The organism is Dinghuibacter silviterrae (assembly GCF_004366355.1).
Taxonomy (GTDB): Bacteria; Bacteroidota; Bacteroidia; order Chitinophagales; family Chitinophagaceae; genus Dinghuibacter; species Dinghuibacter silviterrae.
Genome location: NZ_SODV01000002.1, coordinates 839,785 through 859,976, shown reverse-complemented (window position 1 = coordinate 859,976; position 20,192 = coordinate 839,785). Strand labels below are relative to the sequence as shown.

At 55.1% G+C, this 20,192-nt stretch carries 14 protein-coding genes; 4 read left to right on the top strand and 10 right to left on the bottom strand.

Annotated elements, in window-relative coordinates:
- A complete protein-coding gene (locus EDB95_RS20830; protein WP_133996711.1) occupies positions 1–1,707 on the top strand; it encodes an alpha-keto acid decarboxylase family protein in 1,707 nt (568 codons plus the stop codon).
- 59 nt (positions 1,708–1,766) lie between these two features.
- On the opposite strand, the gene EDB95_RS20825 is transcribed toward EDB95_RS20830, so the two are convergent.
- The 5 genes from EDB95_RS20825 to EDB95_RS20805 all read right to left on the bottom strand — a co-directional run bounded on the left by EDB95_RS20825 (position 1,767) and on the right by EDB95_RS20805 (position 9,791).
- Entirely contained in the window at positions 1,767–3,221 is a 1,455-nt protein-coding gene (locus EDB95_RS20825; RefSeq protein ID WP_133996708.1) for an RICIN domain-containing protein, read from the bottom strand.
- An 11-nt stretch (positions 3,222–3,232) separates the two neighbouring features.
- On the bottom strand, positions 3,233–4,777 hold the full coding sequence (locus EDB95_RS20820; protein ID WP_133996705.1) for a RagB/SusD family nutrient uptake outer membrane protein: 1,545 nt from the start codon (positions 4,775–4,777) through the stop codon (positions 3,233–3,235).
- A 10-nt stretch (positions 4,778–4,787) separates the two neighbouring features.
- Positions 4,788–8,093 carry a SusC/RagA family TonB-linked outer membrane protein gene (locus EDB95_RS20815; protein WP_162852708.1) on the bottom strand — a complete coding sequence of 1,102 codons (3,306 nt, stop codon included), beginning with the start codon at positions 8,091–8,093 and terminating at the stop codon, positions 4,788–4,790.
- A 79-nt stretch (positions 8,094–8,172) separates the two neighbouring features.
- Positions 8,173–9,189, bottom strand: coding sequence for a FecR family protein (locus tag EDB95_RS20810; protein ID WP_133996700.1), 1,017 nt, complete (start codon positions 9,187–9,189; stop codon positions 8,173–8,175).
- A gap of 56 nt (positions 9,190–9,245) precedes the next feature.
- Positions 9,246–9,791 carry an RNA polymerase sigma factor gene (locus EDB95_RS20805; RefSeq protein ID WP_133996697.1) on the bottom strand — a complete coding sequence of 182 codons (546 nt, stop codon included), beginning with the start codon at positions 9,789–9,791 and terminating at the stop codon, positions 9,246–9,248.
- Positions 9,792–10,020: 229 nt separating this feature from the next.
- On the opposite strand from EDB95_RS20805, the gene EDB95_RS20800 reads away from it, so the two are divergent.
- A complete protein-coding gene (locus EDB95_RS20800; protein ID WP_133996694.1) occupies positions 10,021–12,657 on the top strand; it encodes a non-ribosomal peptide synthetase in 2,637 nt (878 codons plus the stop codon).
- Here the strand turns inward: EDB95_RS20800 and EDB95_RS20795 are convergent.
- The 3 genes from EDB95_RS20795 to EDB95_RS20785 are packed head-to-tail and all read right to left on the bottom strand — an operon-like array spanning position 12,627 to position 15,803.
- On the bottom strand, positions 12,627–13,514 hold the full coding sequence (locus tag EDB95_RS20795) for a phosphotransferase (protein ID WP_133996691.1): 888 nt from the start codon (positions 13,512–13,514) through the stop codon (positions 12,627–12,629). The genes EDB95_RS20800 and EDB95_RS20795 overlap by 31 nt on opposite strands.
- Positions 13,498–14,385, bottom strand: coding sequence for an AraC family transcriptional regulator (locus tag EDB95_RS20790; protein ID WP_133996688.1), 888 nt, complete (start codon positions 14,383–14,385; stop codon positions 13,498–13,500). The genes EDB95_RS20795 and EDB95_RS20790 overlap by 17 nt, the downstream gene beginning before the upstream one ends.
- Before the next feature lie 2 nt (positions 14,386–14,387).
- Entirely contained in the window at positions 14,388–15,803 is a 1,416-nt protein-coding gene (locus EDB95_RS20785; RefSeq protein ID WP_133996685.1) for an arabinose isomerase, read from the bottom strand.
- 120 nt (positions 15,804–15,923) lie between these two features.
- Between EDB95_RS20785 and EDB95_RS20780 the strand changes: the two genes are divergently transcribed.
- Positions 15,924–17,432, top strand: coding sequence for a glycosyl hydrolase family 39 (locus EDB95_RS20780; RefSeq protein ID WP_133996683.1), 1,509 nt, complete (start codon positions 15,924–15,926; stop codon positions 17,430–17,432).
- Here the strand turns inward: EDB95_RS20780 and EDB95_RS20775 are convergent.
- Positions 17,360–18,064, bottom strand: a complete 705-nt coding sequence (locus EDB95_RS20775; RefSeq protein ID WP_394346387.1) for a helix-turn-helix domain-containing protein — start codon at positions 18,062–18,064, stop codon at positions 17,360–17,362. The two genes, EDB95_RS20780 and EDB95_RS20775, sit on opposite strands and share 73 nt — an antisense overlap.
- Positions 17,973–19,064: an amidohydrolase family protein gene (locus EDB95_RS20770; RefSeq protein ID WP_133996677.1), complete on the bottom strand. Its 1,092-nt coding sequence runs from the start codon at positions 19,062–19,064 to the stop codon at positions 17,973–17,975. Before EDB95_RS20770 ends, EDB95_RS20775 begins: the two co-directional genes overlap by 92 nt.
- A 152-nt stretch (positions 19,065–19,216) precedes the next feature.
- Between EDB95_RS20770 and EDB95_RS20765 the strand changes: the two genes are divergently transcribed.
- Positions 19,217–20,179 (top strand): aldo/keto reductase, encoded by a 963-nt coding sequence (locus tag EDB95_RS20765; protein WP_133996674.1) that lies wholly within the window; start codon positions 19,217–19,219, stop codon positions 20,177–20,179.
- The last annotated feature ends 13 nt before the right edge of the window (positions 20,180–20,192 follow it).

Genomic DNA, 20,192 nt, shown 5'->3' with positions numbered 1-20,192 from the left:
ATGAGCTATACCATTTCCAATTACATATTGGATCGCCTGAAAGAACTGCACATCCGCCACGTCTTTTCGGTCCCGGGGGACTATGCCTCTATTTTCCTGGAAACCCTGGTTGACGACAAAGACATCGAACTCATCCCCAACATCAACGAACTGGGGGTGGGCTATGCCACGGACGGCTATGGCCGTTTTAACGGGGCCGCTGCCTGTAGCGTCCAGTACGGCGTGGGCACGTTTAGTATCCTGAACTGTTTTGCGGGCGGCCTCGTCGAGCGGGTGCCCATGGTGCTCATCGGACCCACCCTCAGCACCACCTCCATGGAACTGGAACGCACGAAGGGGATCCTGTTCCACCACAGCACGGGAGACCTTTCGTCCAACTATGAGGCCATGAAGTACGCGACCATCATGGCCGTACAGGTAGAAGACAACGAAACGGGGCCGGCCAGGATCGATGAGGCGCTCACGGCAATGATCAGCTTTAAACGACCTGTATATATTGAAGTCCGCCAAAACGTATTTGGGGAACCTTGTACGCCGCCCACCCGTCCGTTGTCGGTCGATTCGTTTGACAGCAACCCCGGTAATATACAGGCCGCCGTCGATGCCGCCTGGGAAAAGATCAGCGCAGCGTCGGCGCCCGTCCTTTGGTACGGCATCGATATACAGCGGTTTTCCTTGCAATCCTCCGCCCAGGCATTGGTCGACGCCGGCCACCTGTTGTTCACGACCACCAGTCTTGGCAAAACCGTGTTGGATGAAACACAGCCCAACTTTATCGGCACGTATGCCGGCCCCGCCTCCCCCGATTATACAAGGATCGTCATGGCCGCCACCGACTGTCCCATCGCCCTCGGGGCCATCATTACGGACGACTACCTCGACATCATGCGCGACAAGTACGACCTGATGATCGAAGCGTCCGGAGACGAAGTCAGGGTGGGCCGGGAACATTTCTGGCATGTTCCGCTGGCCGCCTTCATGGAGGGTATTCTGGGGAAAATCAAGGCCGAGGGGCTGTCACCGTTAGCCTACCCCACCAGGCCGGCGGTGCCAGCGCCCGCGCCGCTCTCCCCGTCCGCCTCCCTGACCTACGAACTTTTTTACGCCGTCATGGACCGATGGCTCGTCGCCGAAGCACACATCAAGGAATCGATACTGATCCTTGGCGAAAGCTCCAGCCTGTATGTATTTGGAAACCTGATGGGCCTGCCCGCCAATTCCTTTGTCGCCCAGGCGGCCTGGGGCTCCCTGGGTCACGAAACCGGCTGTGCCCTCGGCATCGAGCTCGCCACCGGCAAGCGCCCCCTCGTCGTCGCCGGTGATGGCGGCTTTATGATGGTTTGCCAGGAAATCTCCAGCCTGGCCCGCCAACACTCCAACGCGGTGGTCTTCGTGATGTCCAATGCCAGTTATACCATCGAACAAGCCTTTGTCGATATAAAGGCATTCTCCCCCGGCGGACAATTCGCCCCCTTTGACTTACTACCCAAGTGGGACTACCTCTCCCTCGCCAAAGCCTTCGGCGCAGACGGGTACTCGGTGGGGACCGTGGGCGAACTGGCGGCGCTGCTCAACGAACTGTCGGCGCCTTCCGGGAAACCTTCGCTGGTGGAAGTGCGGATCCCGCAAAAGGATTTGCCGCCGCAGATCAGGCGGCTGGCGACGCCGGGGTCGCCGTTACAGGCCAGGCGCCACAGGGGAATGTAAACGGCCACCCGTTGATACGGGCGGCCGTTGGCTTACTTTTACTCAAAATTTAACGATGGTTATTGCTTGATCAACTGCCATTGTTGGTTATAGCTCGAACCGCTGTACCATTGCTGCATGGAGGAGCCATTGGTCGTCCCGCCACCGGTGTCCAGGCACTTACCGGTCGCGAGGTTCACGATCTTGTAATAGCCGCTGCCCACGGAAACCAGCGTCCATCGCTGCGTCGTGCTGTTGCTTAGGGTCAGTTGTTCGACATAGGAACCGTCGGTGGTATTACCGGCGACGTCGAGACAGTTCTGGCCGGTGGCGCAGGCCAGGGTATAGTACCCTGCTGTATAGCTTACGTTCCACTGCTGGTTGGAACTGGAGCTGCTGGCCCATTGTGCGACGACGGCGCTGTCGGCGGTGCTGCCAAGGTTGTCTAAGTAAAGACCGCTGGCACGGTTGAGCAGCTTATAGGTACCGTCTGCAATGGGGCCTTCCCATTTGGCCGGGACCGTTGTCTGCCATGCCCAGCGGAACATGTTGGCGCAACCGGGATTTACTTCTATGAGGTTCGTGTTCGACATGTACCACCGGTAGGTATCGGTATCGTTGACACCCGACCAGGCAATAGACCCCATCGAATTGTCTCGTGTATAGGCGAGACCGCCCGTGATGAAGGCCTGGTCGACATAGACGCCGGTATTCCATTGCCACCAAAAACTGATGTTCCGGAAGGTTTCCACGCCGATTTCGGTCATGACGGTCCGGGAGGCGTAGCTTCCCACATCTCCGGATACAATGTTATAATAGCTCGACCAGACATTGTAGGAACCGTAGAACCACCAGTAGCAGTGGATACCCAGGTATTGGCTCGTCAGGCGGCTGTCGGCCCCGACGGCGGTCACGTTGGCGGCATACCCGGTGCCGTCCAGGATACACTTCCAGGAGGGGGACGTGAGGGTGTCCAGGTAAGTCGCATACAGGTTGACGAGGTTGGCAGCGGAATAATCCACCGGCTCGTTGATGGGTTCATAATAGACGGAGGCGTTGTTGCGATACACCGCGTCGACCGTTTTCCACATCGTGTACCATTGGGTGGTGTCCGGTACATGGTGGACACTGATCGGCCAATAACAAAGGATCACATTACACCCGGCGGAAACAACCGCATTGATCGCCGCCTGGTAGACCGGCCAATACGTTGAATTGCTGGCGGTCAGCGGCGTGATCGGCATCCGGATCGTCGTCCCGCCGGCGGCGAGCAATGAATCGGCGATCCGTGTCCCGACGGCGGCCGCGGCGGTGGCCGTCATAGTCGAGGTAAGGCCGCTGGGGGTAACGACCCTGCCGCTCGCGTCGTTGCCATTGGGGTCCGCCCAGTTGATCCCCCTCAGGTTATTGGTGTTGGTGGGGGTACTCGCAAACGAGGCCTGCGCGGATAGCTTGGAGGTGGCCAGTTCTTTTTTGGCGCAGCCGGACAATAAGAGGCCCGTTCCTGCTGCCAGGAGAAAAATCAACCTTTTCATATAGCTGTGATTTAGTAGCCGGGATTATTCGGGAGCAGGTTTTTGTTGATGTCTATATCCGCCTGGGGGATCGGCCACAGCCAGCCTTTGGACGCGTCGAAGGTCCTGGTGTCCTGCTTGATCAGGGCGAAAGTCCAGGTCGACGGGCTGGACGGGTCGGACAACAACGCCTTGTTATAACCGTAGACGTCATGCACCAGCGACGTGTCCTTCCAGCGCAACATATCGGCGTAGCGTGTCCCTTCGTTGTAAAACTCTACCCTTCTTTCGTGGCGTACGATCGCCCGGAGCTGCGCCTGGGTCAAGCCGGTCCCTTCGACGGACTCGACGGTCGGCATATTTACCCTGGCCCTTACCTTGTCGATCAGTGTATAGATCTCCTGGCTGGTGCTGCCGGATTCGATCAACGCTTCCGCGCGCATCAGGTAGATGTCGGCATAGCGCATCAGGATGGTGTTGAGGGAGCAGTTGTTGACATTGGCGATACCGATGTCCGCATACTTGCGCGGTCGTGCCCCACAGGGTACCTGGTCGAGGGATGGAATAAAGGTGGACGTACCGAAGGATGACCCCGGCAGCACCACCGACGCTGCCAACCGGGGGTCCCGGTTAACATACGGGTTTTGTGCGTCGTAGCCCGAGGACGCGTTGGTGATCGGCAGCCCGTTCGTCATGTAATAGGAATTGATCAGGTCCGCGGACACGTTTGCAGTGGGCCAGCTGCTCAGCGACAAGGCAGAGGATGGCCAGGGTTGCGGTTCGGTCGTAGGGATGTATTGGATGTCGAAAATGACTTCGATATTGTCCTCGTGGGCCTCATCAAAGACGCTGGCGTAGTCGGGATAAAGGCCGTAGACACCCAGGTTCATGACGTCCAGGGCCGCCTGCGCCGCATCCGACCATTGCTGGTTGTACAACAATACTTTGGCCTTGTAGGCCAGGGCTGCGCCCTCCGTGGCGCGGCCTACGTCCGACCCCGAAAAGGAAGTGGGCAGCGCCGCCGCCGCACTGTCAAAGTCAGAAATAATCTGGGTAAGCACCTGGCTTTTCGGCGTCCTCGATACATAGGCGTCCGACAGGGCCAGTACTTTCGTGATCAACGGTACATCGCCGAAGTAACTGATCAGATCGGTGTACGCGTATCCCCTCAGAAACCTGGCTTCCGCAGCCATTTCAGCTTTGATGTCATCCGTCACGGTCGCGGTAGCGATATCCTGGATGAATTCATTGGCCCTGGAAATGATGGTATAATCTTGCGTCCACTTGGAATAGGGCGCCCAGCTCGACGAGTTGGTCAGCCACTCGCCCACCTCCCTCGACCCCTGCCAGGAATCCTGGCAGAAACCGTTGTCCGACTCGAAGTCGAACTGGTAAAAATGACCCGGCGTCGCATTGGGTGGCAAGGCGCTGTAAATGCCCATCAGCGCCATTTTGCATTGGGATTCGTCCTGGAAGAAGGTAGAAGGCGACAGGGTGTCCTTCGGTGTTTTATTCAGCAGGTCCTTGGAACAACCGGATAAAAGCAGTAGGGCGATAAAACTATATGTAATCTTCATAAACAATCGTTTAGAAATTAAGGTTTACACCCGCCGTCATGACGCGGACTTGCGGGAAGGCCTCGGCCCGGGTTTGATCCACGGTTTGCTCGGGGTCGAACCCTTTAAACTTCGTAATGGTGAAGGCGTTCTGGATGTTTCCATAGATGCGGAGGGAACTGATCCCTGCCCTGGAGAGGGCTTTGGGGCTAATGGAGTAGCCCAGTTCGATATTTTTCATCCGCAGGTAAGACGCATTCTCCACGTAGAACGAAGAGTGGATGTCGTTCCGGACGCCGTCCAGGGTCAGCCGGGGCAGCGTATTGGACGGGTTTTCCGGCGTCCACCGCCCGAGCCACCAGGAACCCATATTGGCAAACCCGCTGAACTGCGTGGCGATTTCGTAATAGGTATACCCTTGTATGCCTTGTACGCCCTGCACGAATGCACCCAGGTCAAAGCCTTTCCAGGACACGTTCAGGTTCACCCCGTAGGTCAGTTTCGGGAACTGGCTCCCGAGGATTTCCCGGTCGTGGTTCATATCCACGGTGCCATCACCGTTGAGGTCCTTGTACTTGATGTCGCCTGGCTGGGCCGTAAAATCGGAAGACGACACCACGCCGGGTTTCAGGGTATAGTTGCGGCTGGCATACGGTATCGTCGGGTCGCTGTTGTTTTGCCAGGTGAAGTCCGATATCTGGTAAATCCCGTTCATTTTGTAGCCGTAAAACGAGTTGATCGCCGCACCTACCTTGATCGCTTTGGGGGAGGTGAGCTGCTCCGCGACATTCATCTTCGTAATCCTGTTGACGATATGGGAAGCGTTGACGGTGACCCTGAATTTGATGCCGTTGGAAAACTGCGTGCGGTAGGTGACCGCGGCCTCGATGCCTTTATTCTGAACCTCCCCGGCGTTGGCATAGGGGGCGGATTCCGCCATCGTCAGCGGTATGGGCTGTATCAGCAAAAGATTTTTGGTCCGTTTGTCGAAAAAGTCGGCGGTGACGTCAAAACTGTTCGCCAACATCATATCCACCCCGAAGTCGAGTTGTTGCGCCGTTTCCCAGGTCAATTGTTTATTGGTCATCGTGGTGATCGCCACACCGGAATACAGCGTACCGCCGAGGGAGTAATTCTGCCCCGACGTCAGGAGGTCGCTCCCATTATAATAGGTGTTGATGTTCTGGTTCCCCAACTGGCCCCAGGAAGCCCGCACCTTTAACAGGTTCAGCCAGCCGATGTTCTTTAGGAAATTCTCCTTTGACATGACCCAGCCACCGGAAAAGGAAGGGAATGTCCCCCACTGGTGACCCGCGGCAAAACGGGATGACCCGTCTCTCCTGACGTTGGCCTCGAAAAGGTATTTACCTGCGAAGGCATAGTTCACGCGCCCGAAATAGGACCGCAACCCCAGGTCATAGCTACCCGCATTGTTGGTTTGCGTGGAGGCGTCCCCCAGGTCGAGCACCCGTTGCGTATTGTTGACAAAATTGGCGCGGTAGCCGCTTTGCCAGTCATACGTAAACTCTTCCTCGGAATAACCACCCAGCAAACCGATGTCGTGTTTCCCAAACGACCGGTTATACTTCAACAGCGACGTCAACATGGTCTGGACGTCCGTCTCGTTGGTCACCGTCAGATCGGACGCCAGGTCGGTCGTGGTTCCGCTTTGATTATATAAAGTCACATTCGCGTGGAACGCATTGGTATTTGTCGCTGTGACATTGTACCCATAGGTTACCTGGGCGCTCAGGCCGTCCAGGATCTTATACTCGGCCTCCGCCTGCCCGCTGAAATTGTAGCGCTTCGTCAACGCCGTGCTGCCTTCCTTGATCTCCCCATAGTAATTTCGCTCCCCGTTGACGGATACCCATTGGCCGGCGTCATTCTTCAAAGGGTGAATGGGCGCCAGCGTCGCATACCACTCGGCGTCCCAAAGATCCGTCGGTTCGTTTTTCACACCCAGGTTGCCCGCCAGCTTGCCCGAAATCCTTAGCCTTTTGTTCTTCAGGAAATAGGCGTCGATATTCGACCGGAAGTCTGATTTCTTATAGTTCGTCCCCACCAGCACTCCATTCTGGTCCAGGTGGCCGAGCATAAAGGCGTAGTTGATGTTGTCGCTTCCCCCGGTAATACTCAGACGGTGATTTTGCATCGACGCTTTTCCATAGTACACATCGAAATAGTCAATATCCGGGAACATGACGTTGTTGTGTGCGGCATACTTCTGGATGGTCGTGTCTGCATAGACCACGCTGCCCCCCGAATTGACCGACGCCTCGTTATACAAAGTCGTATACTGCACGGAATTCAGCACATGCGGCAACCTGGTGGGGCTTTGCGAACCAAAATAGCCGTTGTAGTTCACGTGCATGGTGCCCGAGCTTCCTCTTTTGGTCGTGATCAGTATGACGCCGTTGGCGGCCCGGCTCCCATAGATCGAAGAGGAGGCCGCATCTTTCAGGACGGAAATGGACGCGATGTCGACCGGGTTGACATCCGTCATATTGCCCGGGAAACCATCGATCAGTATCAGGGGGGTATTGTCCCCGAAGGTGCCCACCCCGCGGATGTCGATGACCGCCCCGTCGTCTCCGGGTTTGCCGGAGGCCTGCAGCGCGTATACGCCGGAAACGGTGCCCTGCAATGCCTGGCCCGAATTCGTCAGGGGCCGGGTTTCCATGTCATCCATCTTGACGACACCGACCGCCCCCGTCAGGTTGGTTTTCTTTTGCGTGCCGTACCCCACGACAACCACGTCGTTTAGCGCAATCTTCAGCTCATTCAGCACGACCGAAATACTGGTGGCGTTGGTGACGCGCACTTCGGCTTTTTTATAACCCACCGAGCTGATCTCCAGGACATCGCCTGGCCGGGCATCGATTTTGAAATTGCCGCCGGCGTCCGTGGTCGTACCCTTCCCGGTGCCCTTGATGACGATCACCGCTCCTTCTATCGGTTGGCCGCCTTTATCGACCACTTTTCCGCTTACACCCGTTTCGGTCACCACCAGTTTGGTTTCCGGCTCAGGACTCTTTTTGGGCGGTATTACGGTCACGACATTTTTGGACCATTCAAAAGAAGCACCGGATTGTTTGCTTATTTCGGAGAGCAGGTCCTTCAGCTCTATATTTTTGGCCGGGAGCGCTATGGGCTCGTTTACATTCAGCTCGCTGGCATCATACGCAAACCGAACGCTGGTTTGCGCTTCCACGGCCGAAAACAGCGACCCAAGCGATAGGGTCTTTTTATTCAACCTGATCTTCGAGGTGTTGGGGTCCTGGTTGCCTTCACCCCCTCCGGCTTTTGCTTGTTGGTACAGGAAAATCGTAAACATCAGGGCAAGTAGGGACAATACTCGCCCTCTGAGTAGACAGGGTTTACCCATGGCAGTCGCAGTTTTAACGTTAGAAATTTTAGTGGATGGTTATCACATTTCCATCGATTATATAGGAAAGGTTACTTGAAAGACAAATACGTTTTATGATGTCTTCGCCGGAGACATCGGAAAATGTTCCGTTGAATTTGAAGTGCGTCTTATGGCTTTTGTTGACCAGCCGGATATTGTATACCCTGTCCAGACGGTCCTCTATGTCGTTGAAATCCGCGTCCTTGAATACCACTACGCCTTGTCTCCAGCCCGTTTCCTCATCCGGGTCGAAATTCGTCCTCCGGAGCGACAAGTCATGTTTGTCGAAAACACCCATCTCCGTAGGTGTTAATACAAGCGCTTCGCCCATGATGTGTCTGGTCGCGATGTCGGTGATCCGGTCAAGCCGAACCTTACCCGTGACCAGCGCCACCTTTGTGTGGCTCTTTTCGGGATAACACTCCATATTGAAGGAAGTGCCCAGGACCGTGACCACCAGGTTAGACGTTATGACGTGAAAAGGATGTTGCTGGTCCTGTTTGACATTAAAAAAGGCCTCACCCGACAATTTCAATTCCCTTGCTTCGCCGGTAAATTTGGAAGGATAGGTCAACCGGCTGTCCGAATTCAGTGTTACCTCCGTGCCATCCGGGAGCGTGATATGGGCGCGCTCGCCTTTGGGGACGTACTTTTCCATCATGGCGACCTTTTCCTGCTCCCGGGCGCTTTTTTGTACGGCTACATAGGCTACCGCGGCAATGATGATGGCTACCGCCCCCCCGATAAGACGCCTCTTGCGGGTGCTTCTTCGTGGAGCCGCGTCCAGCGCGTCCAGGCTTTCGGTGAACCGCTGCTGCTCCCTGTGAAACTCCGCTTCGGAAAGCCGTACGGCGAAAGCATCGATATAGTTGTTCGCAGAGAGCACCACATCCAGCTTTTCGGGATGGCGCTGTATCCATTCCGTCCAAAACCGGATGTCTTCTTCATTTTCCCTGAAATAATACCTCAGGTAAGATTCGTCCGTGACAAAATCTTCAACGCCGTATAACAGATAGTCCTTCATTCCATCATAATGACGGAGAAGGTGGGCATTTTTACCGTAAAATTTTCAGATTTTTTTTAGGAAGTGTGCCGGACGGAGAAATAATGCCGGAGACGTTCCACTGCCTCATACACCCGGTTGTAGATGGTGCGGGGCGCACAGCCCTGTAACCGGGCTATTTCGTCGTAGTTCTTATTTTCAAAAAAACGAAGCCGGATGACCTCCTTTTGGGCATTTGTCAGGCGTCCCAGGGCATCCTGAAGCGTTTTCTTTGTCGCCTCCTGCTCCTGGAATGCAATAATAACCTCCTCATAGGAGAATTCGTGTCCCGGGTCTACACCCGTTACAATGTCCGGCTCCTGTCGCAACACATCGATCACTTTCCGGCGGACACAGGTATTCAGATACCCTCCCACGGAGGCCACCACCGGGAGCTTCTCCCTGTTGACCCAAATACCGATAAAAGCGTCATGAATACTGTCCTTTACGATGTCCGGACGCAGACAAAGAGCAAAATTAGCCGTAAAGAGGTCGTGATAATAGGCATTATACAACTCCTTCAAAGCCTCCGCATCCCCTGCACGCATGCAGTTCCAAAGCTCGTTAGTCCTGGATGTTTGCAATGTTAATGATATAGCAAGCCGGAAAAATAAGTGTCAAAATAGCAATTATTTTTTGTCCGCCAAATTTTCTTTTGTTCGCCTTGTTTTTACAAACATGTAGCCATTCGTGACTTTATCGTATTAAAATCTCCTAATATGAATTTTTTGTAATCGCTTTGTGGCGGTCCGTTTTTTGCGGAATTTTAGATGTATACGCTTACCTCCTTAATTGTTCATTAATCTCACTACTTTGCCACAGCTCCTCAACCTTGAAGAAGCCGTCAAAACCACTCCGCCAGTTCATTTCCCGGGTATCAGGGGCAGTGTTGTCATGGCCCAGCATCGCGACAAAACTTTACATGTCCTCCTCGATCAACAAGCGGAACGATGCCCGGACAAAGTTGCCTTTACATTTGAGGGAAATACGCTAACGTTCCGGGAAATCCGGGAACAATCGAACCAACTTGCACACTGGCTAAAGTCCCTGGGGATACAACCGGGTGACCGGGTCGGGGTTGCCCTGGATCGTTCCCTGGACCTGGTGATCGCCCTGATCGCCGTGTGGAAGACCGGGGCCGCGCATATTCCATTGGACCCCGAATTTCCGCGCGAACGCATCAGGTTCATGCTGGAGGACTCCTCGGCCGTTCTTTTGCTGACCTCCCGGCGATACGCGGGATATTTGGAGAGCCCGGTGCCTGAAGCCTTCCTGGAAGACCTCCCGGTTCAACCGACGGCAGACCTCGTATCCGACGTAGGCCCGGATGCCCTGGCCTACATCCTTTATACTTCCGGTTCCACCGGAAAGCCCAAGGGCGTGATGGTGGAACACCATAACCTGGTCAACCTGCTGTATGGCATGCTGGTCCTGCCCGGTCTTTCCGTATCGGACAAAGTCCTGGCCATCACCAGCGTGACCTTTGACATCGCTTTTGTAGAACTTTTCCTACCCTTTCTTATAGGGGCGGAAACCCTGATCGCCACGCGGGAAGTGGCCCGGGATGGTCGCGCCATGCTGGAGCTGATGAGGACCAAAGGGGTCACCTTCATGCAAGGCACGCCCGCCACCTGGAAAATGATCGTCAATGCGGGCTGGAATGAACGTCTTCCCATCCGGGTGATCTCCACCGGGGAAGCCATATCCAGACAATTGGCGGATCAATTGCTGGAGCGCAGCCTGGAGGTATACAACCTGTACGGGCCCACGGAGACCACCGTGTACGCCACGGGCAGACGGATATTTCCGGGCCAGGAAAGGATCACGATCGGCTGGCCGCTTTTGAACACCAGCGTGTACATTTTGGATGCCGCGCAAAACCCCATCCAGGCGGGAGAAACAGGAGAAATCATCGTAGGCGGAAAAGGCGTGGCCCGGGGTTACCTGAACCGTGACGTACTTACCGCGGAAAGATTCCTACCGGATCCATTTTCGCCCGGGAACTGGATGTACCGCACGGGAGACCTTGGCCAGTGGTCACAGCAGGGCGACATTGAATACCTCGGAAGGGCGGACCAGCAGGTCAAGATCCGGGGTTACCGGATCGAGCTGGGCGAAATTGAAGATCAGTTGCGCCAATTAGAAGGCGTAAAAGAAGCGGTGGTGGTCACCCGGGAAGATCAGCCGGGAGAGCCGCAGCTCGTTGCCTATCTCGTAACGGAATGGGAAGCCCTTTCGAAGGGCCAGGTCATTGCCTGGCAGCAAACGCTAAAAAAATCCCTGCCGTCTTACATGGTCCCTCCTTTCTATGTACCTATAAAAGAAATGCCCCTCTCCCCCAGCGGCAAGGTCGACCGCAACGCCTTGTTGAAAACGCCCAAGGGCAATGCCATAGGGCACAGCCACAAGCCCCCGCGTACGCGTCTTGAAAAAGAAGTGGCCGAGGTTTGGCAAACCGTTCTCGACATAGAGGAGATCGACGTAGACGATGATTTTTTTGACCTGGGTGGCCATTCCCTCATTGCTTTGGTGATGATGACCATGCTGGAAGAACGGCTTGGGAAAAAGTTGCCCATCGCCTCCCTCTTCAAGGCGCCCACGATCGGGCAACTCGCCCGGTTGCTGGAGTCGGAGGAAGGCGTGTATTGGGGTTCGTTGGTGCCCATCAAACCCACTGGTACCAAACCACCCCTGTATATCGTGCACGGGCTTGGCCTCGAAGTCATGATTTTCCATGGCCTGGCGCGGCAACTGGACCCGGAACAACCGGTGTTTGGGATACAGGCGCGGGGACTGAATGGGGAAGTAAAACCCCAGCGCACGATGGAAGAAATCGCGGCCTCATATATCGAGGAAATCCTTACCCACAATGCCACCGGTCCCTATTGCCTGGCGGGCTATTCCATGGGTGGACTGATCGTCTTCGAAATGGCCAGACAGCTCAGGGCCCTGGGGCGGGAGCTCAAATTGCTGGCAGTCTTTGATACGTATGTCGGAGACAAACACCCCGACGTCGGGCTGATGTACAAAATAATGCAGCAACCACGCAAGTTCCTTTTTTACCTGGGGGCATTTCTAAAAGATCCCCGCTCCGCTGTACAATTTCATTGGAAAACGAAACTGGGGTTTGCGCGCCGGGGAAAAACGGGTTCGAAAAACCCGGAGGGGGTGGTTGGGGAGATCGTTGCGGCCTTGAAGGAGGCCAATATCAACTATCGTCTGCAAGTCAATGAGACCGATGTTCTGGAACTCTTCCGGGCCAAAAAACGCGACGAATTTATTTACGACCCTGTCTACATGGGATGGAAGCCCTTCTTAAAAAAGGGCGTCCGTATTACGGAAGTGCCGGGTGACCATCATAACCTTCTGCAGTCGCCCAATGACGTGGAGGTAGCCCGGTTGCTACAGCGAATTCTTGATCAAAACGGCGCATCTAATTCCAGGCATTGAGCCGCCCATTGCAGCTCGATAGCAATAAGCCGTTTAAACACATTCTTTAACCAATCGGGCATCTGGCGATCGGCGGACAAACGATAAATATGCCCCGCACAACCCATGGCCGCTTCGCCCCCTCCATCAGGCATCACCAGATAGGGAGCAGGTCCACCTTCCAGATGAAGCGTGGGCAGTAAAGTGGCCAGGTCGTGCCGTCCGTAACCCCGTGACGCATGGCTCCAGTCGACAAAAACGATCTGCCCATCCAAAAAGCAAATATTATCGCTTCGGACATCTCCATGAACGAGCTGTTCGCCGGTTACATCGAGGCTGACTTCCGCTTTGATCAACGCATCGATCGATTGCTCCAGCCAGCTTTCCGGGCAAATCTTCAAGCGCAGCAATGCCTCAGGATCGCCCGCGATGCGAGACCAAATGGACGTTTTCCGGTTTTGTAATTCTTGCAGGCCCGGTGGCGCCGGTACAGAGGAGAGCACTTTTAGCCCATCCAGTAAAAGTTCCATATCGCCCGCCCGCCAGGTCGTTCCGCCATGGCTTGCGGGCCAATAAGCATGGCTAAGGTCCTGGCTGATCAGGACGGGAGGCGTATCGACCCACCCAATAACATGGGGTATAAACGATTCCCGAAGGGAGGATAGTACAAAATGTTCTGTCCGCAGCCATTCCTCCGTGTCATCGTCTGTCGCCGCTTTGACAAAAACCCGGCTGTTGTCTTCGAACTGCACGGAATATCTGAGTGCGGCGGAGAGGCCGCAGTCGGGGACGGTCCAGCGGGTGGATTTTTTACCGACCATATCTTCCACGATATCCAGGAGATACTGGGGTGGCAGCATTTCAGCATTGGTTTGCATGATTCTTCCTATAGCTTTCCGGCGAAACACCCACCTTTTCCTTAAAGAGCTTTGAAAAATACAAGGGGTGTTCGAAGCGAAGCTGGTACGCAATCCCTTTGATGGTATTGCCGGAATCGGCCAGCAGGGCTTTTGCCTTGTCCATTTTCAATTGGATCACATATTGCTGCGGCGCCAGGCCGGTGTATAGCTTAAACCACTTCCGGAACCAGGCATAGCTGACATTCAACTGCTCTGCGATTTCCCGGATGCTGACGTCTTCGTCGATCTTGCTTCGCAACAGCATAATCGCGTGCTCCATCTTATTTTTTATCCCATCCGTATCGCCAAACGATTGTTGCCTGGTCTGGGAAAAGACGTAACCAAGCAGGTGAAGCAGGATGCCGGCGGCATAAGGTTGATAGCCCGGCCGCTCCGTACGGGTTTGGTCGATGATCGCGGAAAACAGGTCCACGACCGCTGCGCTGTATCCAACAGGCAGCAACGCCATGGATGTGTCAAAAAATTTTCTTTTGACGAGGTTATCCGCCACTTCGCCCCTGAACCCCACCCAATATTCATCCCACCCCGTCCGCGTCGCAGGTTTGAAACGGTGCCATTCTCCAGGAAAAAGCAGGATCACCGTTCCCGGAGGGACAGCGGTTTCAGGAACGTGGGTAGACTCGAACGAACCTTCGCCCCCGGCAATATAAATGACCTGGTACTCCTGCAATACCCGTCCTTTATTCCAGGTGAAATAGTGATCACTGGGGTGCTGCCGGTAGGGATAGTCCCGGTGGGCGGGTATCCGCGTACTTCCGGCATTCAGGATGGACAGGCCCCAGTACTGATCGCCCTCGCTGATGGGGAGATAACGGTAATAATTGACCATGTCTAACACACTTTTATGATGTCCATGCCTATCAAGATAGCAAATTTTTCCAGCTTGGACCAAAGGTGTCCGACCCCGACCGCACAGTGGTGTGCCGGCCCATGGCTGTTCCAGCGTTGGACAAAATTCCGCGCCCCCGGTGGGAACCTGTACCGGCTGTTGGTATTTCCGATCTGTAAAACAGGGCCGTCCACCGATTCTCCTTCGGCCACCAGGAGGAATAAGCCTCCCCCCGTCTTTTCCACCACAGACAACAGGGTCACCGGGCCCTTCCGCACCGACATCTCCACCGAAAGCCCGCGGCTCACCTTACCGTGGTAAACCTGTAGCGGCCGGACGATCGTCCGGCTGCCGGCAATGGCCGGATGACCCGGTCCGTCGTGCCCCATCAGTACGACATCGGCATCGAAGTCGATGGCGTAATATTCCGTAAACGATCCCCCCGCCCCAAAACTGTCCAGGATCTTCATCGCCTGCACATTTTTGACCTCATATTCACCCGCCACCGGCACGCCGTTCGCCGTCAGCCAGGAGTTCCCCAGGATCATGGAAGCGATGGCCAGTTCATTATCCGGTTGGCCGGAACCCTTATAATAGTAGGCCAGCGACCCCAATTTATATTTTGCCACCATTTGCGCCAAGGCGATCGACGTCACCGCCGCCTGCTCCAGATCGGCCGGCGGGCATTCCGGCCGGACGTCAAACACTTCCCGGAACAGGCGTACCCGGTCGCCGGCGGCCGCCGGTGTCACGGTCTTACGCAAAGCGGAAAGCTCGTCCACTTCCAGCAGTTCGATATGCCCACCGAAAGAAGCATATTGCTGGGTCAGGTCGGTATACACATCCAGCATTCCGCTATAGTAATGCCCCATCAACCCCAGCCGGTTGTACCGCATGACGTGCGCCACCCGGGCCGCCGAAATCCATTCGCCGATCTCCGCCCAGCATTCCTTATCCCGCTCCAGCATACCGGTGACCTGGTGACACCGGATACCTACACGGCGGCATACATTCATGAGCTCCGGGACGGGGCAGGAGGAACAATAGGCCAGCCATTCCCCCGTCATTTGCGTCCGGTCCTGTAACGCATTAAAACGATCGTAGTCGATGGCGGCCGAAGGAGACAGGTTCAGGATCACCACCGGCACTTTCGCGGCCTGTACCACCGGAAGGACCGTCGAAGAAAGCGCATAGGTCGTTGCGTACAGAAAGATCAACTCGACATCCGCCGATCTGAAAAGCCGGCCCGCGGCAAAAGCCTTGTCCGTCGTATCCACCAATCCGGCGTTGACGACGTCCGGGTGTACTGCAGCCAGTTTTTCCTCCACGATCCCCAGATACGCCCTCAATCTGGCTTCCAATCCGTCGAATTGCGGCCAGTACGTATCCAACCCTATACCGAACAAACCGATCTTCATCACAGAAAGGTATTTCCTGAAACCGGGCCGTTTATGTCTTTTTTGAGATTACAAATATCCTTTTTGCGATTTCGTGCTCCGGCACTTGGCGATCCCGGGCCATTGTCGAACTTTAATGCAATGAAGACGCTCTTTTCTATTGTGTTGGCGCTTATAGTCATAACCGCCCGTTCCCAGGTGACCATTCAATGGGGGCAAACCCAGATGATCTCAAAAACCACGCTGACCCTTCAGGTAGTGGTCAATCCACCCATGCGCCGGGGAACGCCGATACACGACTCCATTTTTACGGCCTTGCAGGCACTGGGCTGCGACTACGTCCGCTTTGTCCCGTGGCTCCCCTATCCGCGGCTGGGCGTGGCCGAGCTGAAAGAGAATGTCTGGGACTTCAGCGTCATCGACCCCATTACCCTCGACTTCCTGGAGGCGACCAAAGGGCATTCCGTCATTCTGAACTTTAGTACGATCCCGGCTTGGATGTATAAAACGGCCCAGCCCGTTGCTTATCCCGATGATCCTTACGCCGTCTTTTGGGATTATACCCAGGGCAATGTGCCACGCGATACCACCTACGGCGAAATCGCCCGTTACTACGCCCGGTTGTACAGTTGGTATACAAAAGGAGGATTTACCGATGAAACGGGGGCAAGGCACGGGTCGGGCCATCACTATGCCGTTCCCTACTGGGAGGTACTCAACGAGGTGGATTTTGAACACGGCAACACCGCGCAAAGCTACACCCGGCTATACGATGCCGTGACCGGTGCAATCAAAAAAATATCACCCGGTACCAAATTCGTGGCAATGGCTCTCGCCGATCCGAACCGGCCCGAATGGTTCGAATATTTTCTCGATCGCAAGCACCACAAAGACGGCGTACCGCTCGATATGATCTCCTATCATTTCTATGCCACGGGTAACGCACATCAGGTCGGGGATGTCCTGCAGTATACCTTTTGGGAGCGTGCGGACGGCTTCCTAAATACCGTCAAATTTATCGAAAGCATCCGCAAAAGACTTTCCCCGGCGACAAAGACGACGATCGATGAGCTGGGCAGCATCCTGGACAACGACAACACCGTACCCGACAGGGATCCCATACCCGACGATTATTGGAACCTTTCGGGTGCGTTGTATGCCTATACCTACCTTGGCCTGGCGCACCAGGGCATCGACGTCGTAGGCGAATCCCAATTGGTCGGCTATCCCACGCAATACCCCAGCGTCAGCATGATCAACTGGAAGACGGGCCGGCCCAATGCCAGGTATTGGGTGCTCAAACTCCTGAAAGATAATTTTGGGCCGGGCGATACGTTTGTCAACAGCGCCGGCGCGCCGGATGCGATCACCCTACAGGCAGTAGCCACCGCGAAGGGGCGAAGGTTGCTCCTGATCAATAAACGGGACAAGCTGGTGAGGCTTGTATTGCCAAAAGAATTTGATGGAGGATGGCTCCACGTAGTGGATACTTCCACCGGTGACGAAAAACCCGCGGAAATCCCGATCACAGGGGCTGCCATCGAGCTTAAGCCATTTGCCGTGGCGGTGGCGGGGGCTCACTTCCTGGACACCTCCCGGAAAGCAATCGCCGGCATACCCGCCGCCTTTCGAAAGAAGCGGGAAAAATAGGCAGGATCTTCATAGCCCAAATCCTCTGCAATCTCTTTTACGCTCAGTTCGCTGTGGTACAATAGCCGCTTTGCTTCCATGAGCACCTCCTGTTTGATCCAATGACTGCAGGGCAAACCGGTCTCCCCCCTGATCGCTTCGTTCAGATAGGACGTCGATACGTGCAGAGAGGACGCATACGCCGAAGGGGTTTTGATCGTGCGGATATTTTCTGACAACAACAGCCTGAATTGCCGGCATAGCTCGGCCGGTCTGGACAAGGTCTTATGGGGCGATGTACTGTCGTCATAGGCATCAGCTGCCAGCCAAAGAAATGACTGCGCCAGCGAATGCGCCACCGGTGCGTAAAGGCGGGTTTTGTCCGTAGACCTCTTAACCAGGAGCCTAAGCAATTGAACGCATTCCTCCAAAGCCGCCGGGGTTAGGGAGCAGGGCGTTTGCAAGGTCAACCTCCCTTCCAATATATTCCGGCAGCCTTGGGGCACCAGCGATCTGTCGACACCCATAAACCAGCCTTCTGCGCAGTGGGCCCGTATGTGATCATGCACCTGGCCGGGAAGCACATAGAACAACTGTCGCGCTTCCATCCTGATCTCCTGCAAATCGACCATCATAACGCCGGAGCCTGACACTAACAACAGGAAGATATAGTGATCGTCCCGATGCGCCCCCATTGCCCGGGCCTTTTGTAGCGATCTGTTCTATTTGCGAGGCCGGGAGTGGGATATTACGCAAAAATTCGAGACCCATTTCGTTGGTGCTAAAGGGATAATCCACGGAGAACAGGATGTTGTCGATACCAAAGGTGTCTATGGCAATACGCAGTGGCGGCTGGGTAAAAATGCCGCTGGTGGTGATGAATACCTGTTGCCGGAAGGTTTCGATCAGCGTCCGTTGGTTCGCGCCTCCGTTTCCAGGGGCAAAAACCCGGGTCGCCCTCACCATCATCATGGGCAGCATTTCCCCCATATGACCGATAATGACGCGCAGCCCCGGATATTGATCAAAAACCCCGGCAAGCAGCAACCGTAACACGTGTATCGCCGTCTCCGAATGCCAGCCCCAGCCATAACAGGCAAGGGACTCCATCAGACCGGGATGATGGGGCAGGTCGCTGTAATAAGCATCGGCTACCGCTTTGGGTGGCATACCCGGATGGATATAGACCGGCACACCCAGTTTCTCCGCCATTTGTAGCAAGGGGGCGAAATCCGGATGATCCAGAAAACGGTCCTGGGACAGTCCTCGGATCATGGCCCCGCGAAAATGGTGTTGATGGACGGCTCGCTCCAGTTCATCCGCCGCGGCCATCGGAGCGGTAATGGGCAGGTGGGCAAATGCGGTAAACCGGTTGGGGTAATCCGCGATCTTTTCCGCAATAAGATCATTATACCGGCGGGCAAATGCAGGACCGGCTTCAGGGTTTAGTAGTTGCGCCCCCACGCCATCCACGGAAAGCACCTGCATGGCAATGCCATTCTCGTCCATCGAGCGCAACCGTTCCCCTGTGATGTCTGCCAGTTTCGGCTGAAGCCGTTGTATGGCGGGGGAAGCGTGGGGCCGTAACTCCGAGGGTAGTTGTTCGATCATCTCCGGCAAGGAAATGTGTTCTTCAAGAGACACGATACGCATATTGACTTTTTCTTGCAAAGGAACAACGCGGGGACATGAGGAGAAATGGCAAAAACGGGGGATGACATGGACAAAACGGGGTGAGCCACCCAGACAACTAAATTGAGCCATAAAAGAAAGCCGCCAGTTGGCCCACCCCCGACCTTTGTGTAATGACGACAATAAATCTGGGCAACAACGGCCCCCTCGTATCCAAACTCGGCCTTGGCTGCATGCGCATGTCCTCTGTCTGGGGCTCCCCGGCAAAAGATGAAAACGAAGGCATCGCCACCATCCGGATGGCCTTGGACAACGGCGTTAATTTCCTGAATACGGGAGACTTTTATGGTAGCGGGCATAACGAACTGCTGGTGGGCAAAGCCATCAAAGGCCGGAGAGACGATGCCTTCTTAAGTGTCAAGTTTGGCGCGATCATCTACGGCGGTCGGTTCATTGGTTTGGACTTGCGTCCTTTGTCCATAAAGAACTTCATCGACTACTCGTTAGTGCGCCTGGGTGTGGAAATCATCGATCTTTATCAGCCGTGCAGGCTCGACAATTCCGTTCCGGTGGAAGACGTGATCGGGACGGTCGCCGACCTGATCAAAGAAGGAAAGGTTCGTTACCTGGGGGTGTCCGAAATCAACGCGGAGCAACTGCGTAAGGCGCACAGCGTGTATCCTGTAACGGCACTGGAAATAGGCTATTCGCTGGCGGACCGAGAGATAGAACGGGACCTTCTTCCCACGGCGAAAGAACTGGGTATTGGCGTGGTGAGCTTTGCCAATACGGCCGAAGGTCTGCTCACGGGCGAATTGACAGCGCCCCTTGCCGCGGGAGACTATCGCCACCATTTTTCGCGTTTCCAGGGGGAAAACCTGGTCAGGAACCTTGCGAAAGTCGAGGTATTAAAGGCAATGGCAAAGGAAAAAGGATATACACCGGCACAACTGGCGATCGCCTGGGTAAACGCACAGGGAGATGACATCATGACCCTGGTGAGCATGAGCCGGCGGTCACGGCTTCCGGAAAACATACAAGCCCTCGGAATCACCTTTACATCGGAAGAGATGCAAACCCTGAACACCCATTTCGCACCCGGCGAAATCGCTGGTGGGACGTACTTGCATAGATAATATTTATCTTTAG

Bases quoted from the DNA above. Each gene is read 5' to 3' on its own strand.
- EDB95_RS20785 (WP_133996685.1), bottom strand. From the start codon at position 15,803: ATGAAGATCGGTTTGTTCGGTATAGGGTTGGATACGTACTGGCCGCAA.
- EDB95_RS20770 (WP_133996677.1), bottom strand. From the start codon at position 19,064: ATGCGTATCGTGTCTCTTGAAGAACACATTTCCTTGCCGGAGATGATC.
- EDB95_RS20810 (WP_133996700.1), bottom strand. From the start codon at position 9,189: ATGAAGGACTATCTGTTATACGGCGTTGAAGATTTTGTCACGGACGAA.
- EDB95_RS20765 (WP_133996674.1), top strand. From the start codon at position 19,217: ATGACGACAATAAATCTGGGCAACAACGGCCCCCTCGTATCCAAACTC.
- EDB95_RS20820 (WP_133996705.1), bottom strand. From the start codon at position 4,777: ATGAAGATTACATATAGTTTTATCGCCCTACTGCTTTTATCCGGTTGT.
- EDB95_RS20795 (WP_133996691.1), bottom strand. From the start codon at position 13,514: ATGCAAACCAATGCTGAAATGCTGCCACCCCAGTATCTCCTGGATATC.
- EDB95_RS20815 (WP_162852708.1), bottom strand. From the start codon at position 8,093: ATGTTTACGATTTTCCTGTACCAACAAGCAAAAGCCGGAGGGGGTGAA.
- EDB95_RS20830 (WP_133996711.1), top strand. From the start codon at position 1: ATGAGCTATACCATTTCCAATTACATATTGGATCGCCTGAAAGAACTG.
- EDB95_RS20780 (WP_133996683.1), top strand. From the start codon at position 15,924: ATGAAGACGCTCTTTTCTATTGTGTTGGCGCTTATAGTCATAACCGCC.
- EDB95_RS20825 (WP_133996708.1), bottom strand. From the start codon at position 3,221: ATGAAAAGGTTGATTTTTCTCCTGGCAGCAGGAACGGGCCTCTTATTG.
- EDB95_RS20790 (WP_133996688.1), bottom strand. From the start codon at position 14,385: ATGGTCAATTATTACCGTTATCTCCCCATCAGCGAGGGCGATCAGTAC.